At 37.7% G+C, this 12,815-nt stretch carries 13 protein-coding genes and 2 pseudogenes; 5 read left to right on the forward strand and 10 right to left on the reverse strand.

Going from position 1 to position 12,815, the window contains the following annotated elements:
• Positions 1–299: 299 nt before the first annotated feature.
• Positions 300–494, reverse strand: coding sequence for a CxxC-x17-CxxC domain-containing protein (locus ACZ5A8_RS14320; protein WP_322225651.1), 195 nt, complete (start codon positions 492–494; stop codon positions 300–302).
• A gap of 582 nt (positions 495–1,076) precedes the next feature.
• Between ACZ5A8_RS14320 and ACZ5A8_RS14325 the strand changes: the two are divergent.
• A pseudogene (locus ACZ5A8_RS14325) lies at positions 1,077–1,325 on the forward strand (methyltransferase family protein); the annotation flags it as partial.
• A gap of 311 nt (positions 1,326–1,636) precedes the next feature.
• On the opposite strand, the gene ACZ5A8_RS14330 reads toward ACZ5A8_RS14325, so the two are convergent.
• On the reverse strand, positions 1,637–2,011 hold the full coding sequence (locus ACZ5A8_RS14330) for a DUF1428 domain-containing protein (RefSeq protein ID WP_229390627.1): 375 nt from the start codon (positions 2,009–2,011) through the stop codon (positions 1,637–1,639).
• 251 nt (positions 2,012–2,262) lie between these two features.
• On the opposite strand from ACZ5A8_RS14330, the gene ACZ5A8_RS14335 reads away from it, so the two are divergent.
• Positions 2,263–2,424: a hypothetical protein gene (locus ACZ5A8_RS14335; RefSeq protein ID WP_464529859.1), complete on the forward strand. Its 162-nt coding sequence runs from the start codon at positions 2,263–2,265 to the stop codon at positions 2,422–2,424.
• Between the two features lie 161 nt (positions 2,425–2,585).
• Here the strand turns inward: ACZ5A8_RS14335 and eif1A are convergent, their stop codons facing one another.
• The 6 genes and pseudogenes from eif1A to ACZ5A8_RS14365 all read right to left on the reverse strand — a co-directional run bounded on the left by eif1A (position 2,586) and on the right by ACZ5A8_RS14365 (position 6,176).
• Entirely contained in the window at positions 2,586–2,918 is a 333-nt protein-coding gene (gene eif1A / locus ACZ5A8_RS14340) for a translation initiation factor eIF-1A (protein ID WP_322222177.1), read from the reverse strand.
• A gap of 254 nt (positions 2,919–3,172) precedes the next feature.
• Entirely contained in the window at positions 3,173–3,355 is a 183-nt protein-coding gene (locus tag ACZ5A8_RS14345; RefSeq protein WP_464529860.1) for a CxxC-x17-CxxC domain-containing protein, read from the reverse strand.
• 569 nt (positions 3,356–3,924) lie between these two features.
• Positions 3,925–4,119, reverse strand: a complete 195-nt coding sequence (locus ACZ5A8_RS14350; RefSeq protein ID WP_229390629.1) for a CxxC-x17-CxxC domain-containing protein — start codon at positions 4,117–4,119, stop codon at positions 3,925–3,927.
• Between the two features lie 332 nt (positions 4,120–4,451).
• The gene (locus ACZ5A8_RS14355) at positions 4,452–4,931 is read right to left on the reverse strand and encodes a hypothetical protein (protein WP_464529861.1); all 480 of its coding nucleotides are present in this window, start codon (positions 4,929–4,931) and stop codon (positions 4,452–4,454) included.
• A 248-nt stretch (positions 4,932–5,179) separates the two neighbouring features.
• A pseudogene (locus ACZ5A8_RS14360) lies at positions 5,180–5,426 on the reverse strand (transposase); the annotation flags it as partial.
• 366 nt (positions 5,427–5,792) lie between these two features.
• The gene (locus ACZ5A8_RS14365; protein WP_229390631.1) at positions 5,793–6,176 is read right to left on the reverse strand and encodes a response regulator; all 384 of its coding nucleotides are present in this window, start codon (positions 6,174–6,176) and stop codon (positions 5,793–5,795) included.
• 491 nt (positions 6,177–6,667) lie between these two features.
• Between ACZ5A8_RS14365 and ACZ5A8_RS14370 the strand changes: the two genes are divergently transcribed.
• The gene (locus tag ACZ5A8_RS14370; protein WP_464529863.1) at positions 6,668–6,832 is read left to right on the forward strand and encodes a hypothetical protein; all 165 of its coding nucleotides are present in this window, start codon (positions 6,668–6,670) and stop codon (positions 6,830–6,832) included.
• A gap of 93 nt (positions 6,833–6,925) precedes the next feature.
• On the opposite strand, the gene gatE is transcribed toward ACZ5A8_RS14370, so the two are convergent.
• Both gatE and ACZ5A8_RS14380 read right to left on the reverse strand, forming a co-directional pair.
• Positions 6,926–8,827, reverse strand: a complete 1,902-nt coding sequence (gene gatE, locus ACZ5A8_RS14375; protein WP_464529864.1) for a Glu-tRNA(Gln) amidotransferase subunit GatE — start codon at positions 8,825–8,827, stop codon at positions 6,926–6,928.
• 448 nt (positions 8,828–9,275) lie between these two features.
• Positions 9,276–10,100: a hypothetical protein gene (locus tag ACZ5A8_RS14380; protein ID WP_464529866.1), complete on the reverse strand. Its 825-nt coding sequence runs from the start codon at positions 10,098–10,100 to the stop codon at positions 9,276–9,278.
• Positions 10,101–10,565: 465 nt separating this feature from the next.
• Between ACZ5A8_RS14380 and ACZ5A8_RS14385 the strand changes: the two genes are divergently transcribed.
• A complete protein-coding gene (locus tag ACZ5A8_RS14385; protein WP_464529867.1) occupies positions 10,566–10,982 on the forward strand; it encodes a nuclear transport factor 2 family protein in 417 nt (138 codons plus the stop codon).
• 477 nt (positions 10,983–11,459) lie between these two features.
• Complete coding sequence (locus ACZ5A8_RS14390) at positions 11,460–12,635, forward strand: hypothetical protein (RefSeq protein WP_464529868.1); 1,176 nt, start codon at positions 11,460–11,462, stop codon at positions 12,633–12,635.
• Positions 12,636–12,815: the final 180 nt, after the last annotated feature.

Below are 12,815 nucleotides of genomic sequence, written 5' to 3' on the forward strand. Positions count from 1 at the left end.
AGGAAAAATATATTTCAATTCAATTGAACAGAAGGAAAAAATCTTTTTTTGTATTCAGCGGTCCAGTTTCGAATAGCTCCCATGAAAATGGGATTCAGCTAACAGGTGTTCACTTTATTTGAAACCGGCTATCAATCAAAAGAGATAGTAATACTCTAAAAATGTTCTCAGAGTGATTCATCTCAAACGCAAAAGATCACAGGATTACAGGTTAAGAAAAAATATCTTTCGGGTTTAGGTATATTTAAAAAAGTGTAAAAGAAATAAGTGTTGATGTAACTCAGTTACACAAATGACACTTAATATCTGCGGTTTTCTCTGGGTGTCCTGTGGTTAGGAAGACAGTCCCTGCAGTAAACCGGTCTTTCAGGGTCAGGTTTGAAAGGTACTTCTGTCTCAGCTTTACAGTCTGAACAGGTTGTCTTGTGCATTTCTCTGGGAGCGCCGAAGTTAGAATTGGAATTTCCTCTGAAGTTTCTGTCATTAAAAGCCATATTGTTTCACCTTGGTTTTAGTTGTTAGATAATTGTTTTAAAATAAGATTGTATAGGACTCTTTGATTAAAAACAAAAATTGGTTTTTAATAACAGATCATTATACGTATCTTTATTTATCAACACACACACATGGCACTTGGGATATATAAATGTATCTATAGTTATGATATATACTCTTGTCTTAAGGCCTGGAGCTTTATCAAATTTTTTAAAATTTCCGATTTCAGTTATTTTTGCTTAAGGATAGTCAACATAACTTTTGAACCTTCGTTTCTCAGGACAATGTTACTTCACACCTCATGTTGCTTCAAACCTGCTGGTGCAGGAGCCAGCCAGCCTTAGAACAGTTTTTAATTGCCTGCTTCCCAGAAATCGCCAACAGCCAGGACGTTTAAGCAAACATGTCAACAACTTTACAGGAGGAAGCACCCATAAAGTAAGATTTAAAGTAAGATTTAAAGCAAGATTTAAAGTAAGATTTTTAGATACTGGTGCGGAAACATTGAGATAATTGATTGATACCAAAAGATTTGACAACCCCATCAAAATATTATGTACAAGTTATTCAGATAAAATATGGGGATTCTGAATATTCGAGGCATTTACCGGTGGATAAGGGACCCCTTTCTGCTCTCGGGGATGGTCATAATCTGGCTGACTCCCTTTATGACCGCCAACCTGCTTGTCATATACCTTTTGACCACAATATACCTGTATCTCGGGTCCCTGCACTGGAAAAACAGGCTGGTGGTACAGTTTGGTAATGAGTACAGGGAGTACCGGAAACGGGTTCATAGGATAACCCCCAATCAGGGGGGGCGTCATTAAATAATTCTAATTTCCTCTGACTTTTATACTTTTATATACCACTAACCTTTCTCTTCAGTTCGGGCAATACTACGTCTAACCGTTTCAAAAATTTTCCAGAACGCCCCTTGAGCTTTTTATGAAACCGGAATTCCTTTAAGATGCTTCTTTTTAATTCAAAAATAGCCCTCCAGCAGGAAAGAACCACTTGATCTAAAGATCAACCCGCAAAGTGCTCCTTTTAAATCTACATAAGAATACAGAGTTCAATTACTTTAAATTAACAAAAGAGCCACCGCATTATTTGCGGTTGGCTGTAGCAAGATGTCAGGTTAAAGATTTACTAATGTTTTGAATCCACCGTAAGCCATGCGTCTGTAATCAAACAGATCCGAGTCGCCTGACTCCATCATTTCTTTCATCCGCGGATCATTCATAACTGCTTCATTTACTCTGTCTCTATGCTCTTTTGACTCATAAACAATCCATGAAAAAATTACGGTCTCTTCTTCAGATGTACTGGCTGCCTTTTTGAAAGAAACCATTTCTTCAATATCCAGGTCATCCCCAACACATTCGTAATACTCTAAAGCACCAAGCTCTTTCCATATCTCACCTGATTTTTGAGCAATTTCTCTGTATTTGCTTACTTTGTCTTTAGCGATAGGAATTAAAAACCCGTCCACATATCTTTCTACACTTTCCATGTTCTCTCCCTCTCTTTTCCTTCTTTCAGCTATATCCTGATACAGATAACTGGCGTTTTGTCCCCTGTCAAAAGCATAATGTACAGCCGCTTATATGTACGACCGCTTATCGAATTTTGCTCTTCGTCTTTTCGATAGCTATGGTCTCTTTTATTGTCATAGGTATTATTTTAATTCCTCCGTAACTATTCAACGTATCTGAAATCAGTCTACAGATATTGATTTAGAATTATCAAAATTGACGAGATTGTTTGCAGGAAAAACATATTAAAATAGAAAGAGAAAGAAGAGAAAGAAGAGAAACAAGAGAAATAATAGAAATAATAGAAATAATAGAAATAATAGAAATAAGAGAAGTAATAAAAATAAGAGAAGTAATAGAAAATAAGATATTTATTCTTCAAGAATTATAAAAACCATCGCATCAAATATGTGGGTAAGTTGTCGTCTATAGAACCTTGCTCGTAGCAACATAGACGCGCTCCTGCACAAAAGTAAAATATGTATTTCAGGCGTCTTTTTTAGACACCTTTATTTTAGATACCTTTATCAGGCCTTTATTCTGATACCTTAATTAGTACTTAATGTAGCCTTTACGTTCAAGCCATTCGACCTGGGGTCTTGTGTATTTCCAGGTTACTTCGGCTTTGCAGTCCTGGACTTCCCATGGATTGGCTATTACAACGTCGCCTTCGCGTATCCACATTCTCTTCTTTTTAGAGCCCGGGATCCTGCCCATACGGACAATTCCATCCATACACTGAAGCGTTACCCTTTTCGAACCAAGTAAGCTCGAAACAGTTGCCAGGACTTCATTTCTGTCCTTGCGAGGGATTCGTACCCTGGATACTTCAGGGTTATCTCCTGAGTTTACCGGTGTTGTAGATCCTAATCTTCTTTTTCTAATAGTGCTTCTGTAATTAGCCAGATTAATTCCTCCTTACTAAGCTTTCAATTATTTTTTATGAGTTAAATATTGATTTTTATGAGTTCATGTCGAATTCATGCCGGCTCTTACTCTTTATGCCGTTTTGTTCTTACTTTTTCCTGCTGAATGAAATGTAAATAAGTAAAGAACCAAAAGAATAAACCAAAAAAGAAACAATGAATCCAGCGTTAATGTAAACTCAATTACAAAATTACGCTAGATGTAAATTATCTTTAGAACTTCCTGTGGTTAGGAAGACATTCTCTGCAGTATACTGGTCTGCCTTCGGTGGGTTTGAACGGTACTTCAGTCTCAACACCACAGTCAGAACAGGTCACTTTTGTCATTTCCTTAGGTCCACTGTTACCGCGGAAACCTCCGGAATTTCCCCTGAAATTTCTGTCATTAAAAGCCATTTTCGTTTCACCTCCGCTTTAGCGGATAGTCAATAATTAAAAAACAAGATTGTATACACCTTTAGATTAAAAACAAAATTGGTTTTTAATAACAGATTATACGTCTCTTCATTATCAATACCTACACTATAGGGTCAAATTATATAACTCTATCTATACAAATGTAATTTTACTCTTTTAGTGAAGGAGTCTTTTTAGAATGGTTTATGGGAAAAGTAATACCCTTTTATTGATAGTTTCTGAAAGTAATATTGCTTGAAAAATTTCCACTCTGGTTAAAAACAGCCCGGAGAGGAAACGTGATAAAGCAAAACTGATCGGCCCTGAGAAGAGTTCCCTTTTAATCTGCCAAAAGTCACAGGTAAAGAGAAAAGTATATTCCGGATCTATCGTGTATTTAAAAAATCAAAGGTAAATTTCTACCGAGCGAAGCGAAACGAACCTAGAGCTGCTGGGTTCAAGTAATAAAATTAAACTGGAAGAAACATAAAAAGCTTTATGTAACCAAAAAAAGGGAAGTGAATAATTGTTAGTAAAGTGTTGATGTAACTCAGTTACACAGATAACACTTAATATCTGTTTTCTCTGGGTGCCCTGTGGTTAGGAAGACAGTCCCTGCAGTAGACCGGTCTTTCCGGGTCAGGTTTGAAAGGCACTTCTGTCTCAGTTTTGCAGTCTGAACAGGTTGTCTTGTGCATTTCTCTGGGAGCGCCGAAGTTAGAATTGGAATTTCCTCTAAACATGTTTCTGTCATTAAAAGCCATATTGTTTCACCTTGTTTTAGTTTTTAGATAATTGTTTAAAAATAGGATTGTATAGAGCTCTTTGATAAAAACAGAAATTGGTTTTTAACAACAGATATTATACTTCTCTTTATTTTCAACACACATACATCTCACTTAATATATATAAATGTATCTATACAAGTGGGGTACTTCCTCAAATGAGATAATCTCCAATATCAATAGAGGATTTAGAAAAGGTTGAGGCAGGCAGCTAGCGGAAATTATTAAAATTGAATTAAATAAAGAATAAAAAACTTTCTTTCATTCTGATACTAAAAAGCTCTTTCATATTCTGGTTCAAAAAATATTTATTACTCGATTAGCTTCAGTAAAGTGGAAACAATGTTTTGCTGGCATATGAAATGTTTTTTGAATTGCAAAAACATTTCTGCATTATCATCTGACGGGATACTTTCGCTTATTTCGATCCAGTTCCTGACGGTCTTTGACTCTTCATCAAAATCATCCAGTTTTTCAGGAAGAAGTTTCTCGATGAAGTCCCTAACAGATGAAGCCCGCTTTATATGTCTTCTAAATAGTTCATCCTGCACAAGAAACTGGTCTTGAGTAAGTTTAAACCACCTGTAATGAAGAGCCGGATCTTCCAGAGGATCGATTTTCATATCCGGATCGTACTCCCACATTTTAGGCAGGTCAGCTACGCCACAGACCCCAATACCACGATAAGGATCGCACTGGATAGGAACCGAATGAAAGAATTCACGTAAAGATAGCATGACATCGGATTCGGAGATCAAACCATCGATTTGCTCTCTAATTTCCTGAGACACTGCCATCCACCTCTCAAAAAAGCACAGATTTTTATTCCTTTGCAGATTTGCCTTCTGTTTTGTTTAAACAGGGTATTTTTGATTGCAAGAACACTGGTAGATGATACCCTTTTATAAAATACGCTGTCGGCCCTTATGATATATCTATAATGGACAGCACAGCGCCTTGAAAAATTGTTTCTTCTACAGTCTTTACTCGCGATTACTTAGAATTGTAATATTGATGCTCTAAAAGATATTCCCAAGTTAAAACTACTGCTAAATTGCCATTCCTGAAAGCGATCATGGACAGTGCTTGAAGCTCCATAAAATCTTGGCAGTGATTTCCATTGGCAGCCAGTAAGAAAAAGATAAAAATGCCACTCATTATTCTCTTATCGTCTTTCCTAGGTCTTCCAGGCTTCTTTTTTGGCTTCGGTAGTGGTAGCAATGGTTTTAGTTTTAGCCAGAAGTTATCAGAGATCTCATAGTTATGCACGATTTCCGTTTTGCCATTACCACATATTACCTAAATAGCAAGTAATCTATTTTTCGGATAGGCTCTAAGAACCACAAAACAGCGAAACATTCCGGATGCAGCCTGGGATAAACCTGTAACCTATGCAACTACAAAGCTGAAATGATGGTAGATGTGTAGTACTTGTATTTAGGGTAATATGTGGTAATGGCAAATCCTAAGAATACTTCTAAGATGTGTTCGAATTGTAGCATTTAAAAACAGTTAATAAAAACGGTTATTTAAAAACAGTTAATTAAAAAAATGGTTAAATAAAAGTGATTAATCAAATGTGGAGGCTACACGTATATCCGATAAAGTCTAAAGCTGCTTCCTGAGAGATTCAAATTTTTCATTATTAATCTTCAGTAACCTGATTTACTTCTAACAATCTGCCAGATCCGCTGTGAAAGTTCGGAATACTGGGCTTTAGGATCTCCTCTTTTTTGAATAAAGGAATCCGCTCCGTTTTCGATTGCCAAGCTCATAACTTCTTCTTTGCCCACTCCCGTAAACAGGATGAAAGGTATATCAATACTCTTATCACGGATAGTTTTCAGAAACGAAATGCCGTCCATATAAGGCATATCATAATCCGAGACCACAACATCATAGGAAAGTTCATCCAACTTCTCAAGAGCCTTTCCTGCAGATTCCACTGTATCGGAGTTTATGTCGTGGAACACTTCTAAGAATGTCTTTGATAGCTCCAGGAATACTGGGTCGTCGTCTACAAGCAGTACTTTCATGGGGGGTTTTCTCCGTAAAGTTATTATTCTACAGTATTAATTAAGGAACTTTTCGTTCTGTATGCTTTGACAAGAAATTTTATTATTTAATTATATTTTTGGTAGTTTCTATGTGAAGCTGAGCTATGCTAATCTAATGTATAATGTCATACTCATATCCCCCTTTTAAGAACTTAACTCCGGCAGACAGGAATTAAGTCTTCTGATATTGTATGGCTTTTAGAATAACATTAGAGCATACTTATCAGCTAAACTTTTATGTTCTAAGTAAGAAGATCTTTCAGTTAATATAAAAAGTTAACTTACGTAAATAATCTCTCCCATAAGCTTCTGAAATTTTATTGCATTCCCGTCTATTTTATACAAAGAATATTTTTTTGGTTTTGAAAAAGTTAAGAAAGATGCGAAAAAAATAAGATGTAATAAGTCGGAACAAAAAAACAGGAAAAATTCAACTGGGAAAGCAGAACAAAAAGGTATGCTGAAAAGTAGTGGAGAAAGCGAAAAGTGTAAAAGAAGCGAAAAATAATGGAAAGAGTAGGACCAGAATATGGGTAAAAGGAAATAATTTCGGTGAAATACCTAAAGGTAAAAATAGCTGGGAAAGAAATCAGAGGAATAAGAATAACTGGAGAAAAATAACTGGAGAAAAGTAACTGGAGAAAAGTAACTGGAGAAGAAATTTAAGGAAAAAAGACAACAGAAAATTGAATAACAGAAAAGCAGATACATAAAAAGATGTCAGGGTTTTACCCCTGATTGATAAAATTATCTATCTCTTTTTTCAGCATATGGCTAAGGATCTTTCCGTCAACGGTGCCTCTATACTCTTTCATGACAATGCCCATGAGAGGACCGAGAGCAGCAGGACCTTTATCTTTGATGAAGTCTCCTTTTTCCCTGACCATCTTTTTAATGAAGTTTTCAATTTCTTCAGGATCGAAGGTGCTCAGGCCGAGCTTTGAAATCGCCTGCTGAGTTGTCAGTTCGGGCTCTTTTGCAAGTTCGGTCAAAAGGTCCTGAATAGCTTCTTTTGCGATTTCCTGGTTTGATATAGCTGCAAAAAGCCCTGTGAAATGTTCGTCTGTAAGATTGTCTGTCTCAACGGCGTTTCTCCTGATCTCAGGGACAATTCCTACCAGGGTTCTCGCAATCAGGGTTGAGTTAACGTTTGAATCCTTCCTGTAAATCTCCAGCAGAGTCTCGAAAAGAGGAAGATACTTCGAATAAGCCACCTTTTCGGCAAGCTCTCTATTCAGGCCACTTTCGGAAGCGAACCTCTTTGCTCTTTCTGTAAGGAGTTCCGGGAGCTCTATGGAATCAAAATATTCCTGTGAAATTTCTATCTGGGGAACATCGGTTTCAGGGTACATTCTTGCCGCACCTGGAAGAGGGCGCATATAAGAAGTATTCCCGTCCGGAAGGGCTTTTCGTGTCTCTTCAGGAATTCCCTCAATAGCTTCTTTTGCTCTATTAATTACTGCCTCAATTGCAAGCCTGGATTTTTCGGGCTCATCTGCAACCAGGATAACGGCATCTCCGGGGTTTGCACCAATAGCGTCCCTGACAGCCTGGACTTCCTTTTCAGTTATCCCATAGTTAGGAAGTTCATCAGTGTGGAAAATTCCTCCAACACCTGCAGTCTTTGCCCTGTCCGAAAACTCTGTCCCGAGCCTTCGGCCTGGCTGGACTTCCCTGCCAACAAGCCCGTTGAATTTTCTAAGGAGGGCAGCAAGGATTGCGCCTTTCTTTACTCCTTTTTGAAGAACTTTGGACTTCGTGTCCATGAAAAGCCCTGTTACGTCGTAGATTTCTTCGCAAACAAAGGCTTTTCTTTCAAGCAGTTCCTGCCTGATAAAAAGCAGGTTCAACTGCCGTTCAACTTCCCTGCGAACGATGTCTTCAATGAGGTCAAGGGCCTGTACTCCTTTGATTTCGACTCTCGCACCTCTGGCAATTGAGATATTGACGTCCTGCCTGATCGTGCCAAGCCCTCTCTTTACCTTCCCTGTAGACCTGAGGAGCATCCCTATGTACTCCGCAACCTCACGGGCTTGTTTCGGGGATTTGATATCAGGTGCGGTTGCAATTTCAACAAGCGGGATCCCAAGCCTGTCCAGGGAATAGACGATTGAATCCCCTATTTCTTCGATTTTCTGGGCAGCTTCCTCTTCAACACAGAGGCTGTCAATCCCGCAGTATCCTTCAGAAGTTTCAATGTACCCGTCACTTGCAAGGAACGCAGTCCTCTGAAAACCGCTAGTGTTTGACCCGTCAACGACTATTTTTCTCATTACATGCATCTGGTCTACAGGCTTCATGCGGAAAAGTTTTGCAACCCCGAGAGAAATGTCCAGGGCTTCCTTATTGAGTTCTCTTGGAGGCTCCTCGTCATTTTCTATAAGACAGGTCGTATCATAAGCTTTGTAGATGTACTTTCTTCTGATTTTGGTCTGCTCCACCGCAGCTCTATCCTTTTCTCCCATCTCGCTTTCCGTAGCCCTGAGATACCTGAAGAACTCACAGTTCGAATCTCCAATATCCCTGATCAGGGTCGGACACCTGCAGAAAAGCTTCTCCTTCGAATCCAGCTGCTGGTGAATTTCAAGCCCGGCTTTCAGCCCAAGTTCACTGTAATCGTATTTTTCCATATTTTCACCCGAATCTAAGCAGGAAGCGCCTTAATCCTTCTTAATTCTCCGAATTTTTCCTCTAGTTTTCCCTTAGTTTTCTTTTAGTTTTCTTTTAGTTTTCTTTTAGTTTTCTTTTAGTTTTCTTTTAGCTTTCTTTTATCTTTCCTTTAATTTTTCCTTCAAATCTAGCTCTTTTTGCTCTCCCTTTACTTTTAAGTCCATCGGCTCGTTATTCTTTCCTCTTCTTTTTTAAACCCTCTTCTGCGCTTCATTCCTGTCTTAGTTCTTTTAGGCGCCGCGCTGGCAGTATCGGTTATTGTCAATAAGAAACTGAATGTAAAAGGTGCGGTAGAATGTATAAAGGTATCTCTGTATAATAAGAGTAAATAATTAGTGGCTCTTTTTACATTATAAAATAAATTAGAAAAACGGTATTGCTTTTAGTAAAGATTGCCTGAAATAGGAGTCATCTCAAAGTTCCTTTTTCCCAGACAAGAGCCTCTGTCGGATTGTGATGATATTTGCAGAGTTTACTTATGTGAATTTGTGGGTCTTTAGCTTCCTCAAGGGGTACGCAAAATACATCTGATGGAGAATCTGGACTACCTCCAAAGCCCAATACTACATGAAAGGGAATTTTTCTTTCATGAGCATAAGAAAAGTATCTGTTCATCTGTTCGGGGTATGACCAGTTAAAATATCCGTTTATCAGATGAGATCGATATTTGCACTCAATACAAAAAATCTCATTTGTCTTTCGATCTCTAATCACCAGATCCGGGTTGCAGTCTGATTCCACAAAACGATTGTGCTTTCTACTCATATCCGTAGTCCATTCTACAATGGAAAAAAATCTATCATCAAATCTATCAACAACATATTTTTCGAATTTGTCTCCCTTTTCAACATATTCGGATTGTAAATTTGACTCAAAATAGCTCTTGTGATGTTCTTTAGGGTTTAACCCATAAGTTTTGAGATTTTCTAGTTGTCTTAAAGATTCACCCTCATAATCTCCCGTTGATAAATGTTCTTTGGAAGGATTGTGCGTTTCATGGAATGATATTTTTGGATCATTATATTCTATGTTTATAGTGCCCGCATTTCCAGAAGGGTACTTAAATCGAGAAGATTTTGATTTTTTGTTATTATAATATGCAAAATAGACGACAAAACTTATTAAAGCAAATATTATGAGAATATAATAGTAAGTAATAATAATCTGCACAATAACTCCTAAAATCCATACAATGCCACCCAAAATCAAGAATAAACCTGCTAACGCAGCCATAGCTTCATTCGATTTTTGTTTTTTGTAAGATCTGTAGTGGCTCCTTTTCCTGGATCTGTAATTTGATCTACGTGACACTATGGCTTACTCCATTAAATTTTAGAAATTGCTCATATCTTTTAAATAAATAAAATATAAAAAGTTAATTACATTCTGGAGATGAGTGCCTTCTGGTAAAACACAGCATACATGTCTATGCCTGTTTTTATATAGAGCTCATCCCAAAACTTATTTTTGTTCTTGTTCACTAGGATTTTTCAAGATTATTTTCACGATCAAAAACTCGCTTAGTACTCAAAAGGCAAAATTCAAAGAGGCAATTTTAAGTTTTGGGATAGGCTCATACGCAAAAGATCCAACTTTTTAAAAGCCATTTATAAAACATATGCTATAAATCGAGGAAGGGTAATCCTTAAATCCTTCTACTGTTATTCTGCATTGTCTAATTATTTTGAGGAAGATCTAATGAAAGTAGATAGTGTAACCGAAAAAGCAGTTAAGGCTGCTCTGGATAAATTCGCAGAGAGTTATGCCAGACGCGACCTAAAAAGCGCAATGTCTCTTATTGCTCCGGACGATGATGTCGTTATCTATGGCACTGGTGCAGATGAGAAGCGTGTAGGCCAGGAAGCAATTAAAACTCAGTTTGAGCGCGATTGGGCTCAAATCGAAGATCCGGGTCTCGAGTACAACTGGATTTCAATTTCAGCAGCCGGTAACGTAGCCTGGGTAGCTATGGATGCAGTTCTCAAGGCAAAGGTAGATGGGCAAAACCTTAAATTTCAGTCAAGGATTACAATGGTTCTTGAGAAGCGCGGGGATAGATGGCTGATAGTGCAGGGGCATTTTTCTTTCCCCGATCAAAGTCAATTTTTTGATTAAATGTTCTCTTCAGGGAGTAAAAAATATTTATTTCTTCCTTTTATTTTTCAGTTTTATTTTCTTGAGTTATCTGCCCAACCTTTCCAGAACCGACTTTTGTGATTCTAACAAGATATGCCTGGCAACTTATCAAGGTCATTATTAAACTTTTGAGAGCCTATAAGGTTCAGGTTCTCATCTACACGGACGTACATTTTTCATCCGTATGGACATAATTCCGCAAATTCACTATTTTACGCACTAATTCTACATAAAAGAACAGGCAAATTAATCTAAAAATCTACGATTTGGAACAAATATTTACTTTTATTTAAATAATTTATTGAATTCTTATATATATTTCGTATTCTTTAATATATTCATCTAATTATTATATTAATTGGAATGTGGCTTCCAGATATGTTTTTACTTCATTATGAGGGATGTTATGGGGATAAAGCAAATCATTATTTGTTGTATATTATTTTTATTTCTGCTATGTACAGAACTGCGGCTGCAGAGATAGCACAGGGAACAGAAATTCAAATAACCGTAAATGAATCGAGTCAGAGCAGTCCTGCCATCTACAGTGACAGGATAGTATGGCAGGACGAACGCAATGGGAACTGGGATATTTATATGTATGACCTTTTCAATTCCACAGAAATCCAAATTACAACCAATGAATCAGCTCAATGGGACCCTGCTATTTACGGAGATATCATTGCATGGGAAGACCGGCGAAGAGATGATGGAAATGTTTACATGTATAACCTGTCCAGCTCCACGGAGAGCCAGGTAACAACCGACGAATCTTATCAGGGTTACCCGGCTATATATGAAGAGAGAATGACCTGGCTGGATGGCAGAGATGGCATTTATATGTACAATCTCTCCACTTTAACGGAAATCCGTCTTCTCATAAATGAACGGGGCGGCCTTTGTGATATTTATGGTGATAGAATAGTATGGGAGGAATGGGATAATGGAAGTTCCGATATCTATATGTACGACCTTTCCATTTCCACAAAAACTCCGATTGTGACCGATGAATCGGACCAACGGTGGCCTGCCATTTATGAAGATAAAGTCATTTGGGAAGATTGGCGCAATGGAAACCCGGATATATACATGTACGACATCTCAACTTCCACAGAAACCCGGATAACCACAGACGAATCTGACCAGCAGAGACCTGATATCTACGGAGATAGGATCGTGTGGGATGATTTCCGCAATAGAAACTACGATATTTATATGTATAATCTTTCTACTTCCAGAGAAATTCAGGTAACCACAGATGAATCTAATCAGGAAAATCCCGCTATTTACGGTAACAGAATAGTTTTCACTGATTATCGCAATGGGAATCCGGATATCTATGTATTTGCTTTCGTTACTCTCGGAAATGATCCAGTTGAGGGAATAAAAGAGCTTAAAAAGTACTTGTTTTCTCTCAATCTGTATCCGTCTGTGGAGAATACCTTTGATGCAAAACTCAAGAATGCAATCTGTTATCTCGAAAGAGGAGATGAAGATAACGCGCTGAAAGAACTTGAGAGTTTTATTCGGTGTGTTTATTTCATACAGGAAAAGGGCAGGGTTGAAGATAAAGAAGCTGAATATATAGTCGGTGAGGTGCAGAGAATTATTAGTCTCATAAGGAATTCCTGAAGAGTTCATAAGATAACAGGCAGCGTCGATTTAAATGGAAAGTGGTGGTATTCCCAGGTTTCACCACTTTCTATCTCTTTTCAATCCGGGCATGTACTACCTGAAAGATGTCTTTCGTTATAAAGCGATTTTTGAAAATAACGTAAAATATACAGGATATGCACTAAATGGAGATGCCCA

The sequence above is a fragment of the Methanosarcina subterranea genome, from assembly GCF_055385895.1.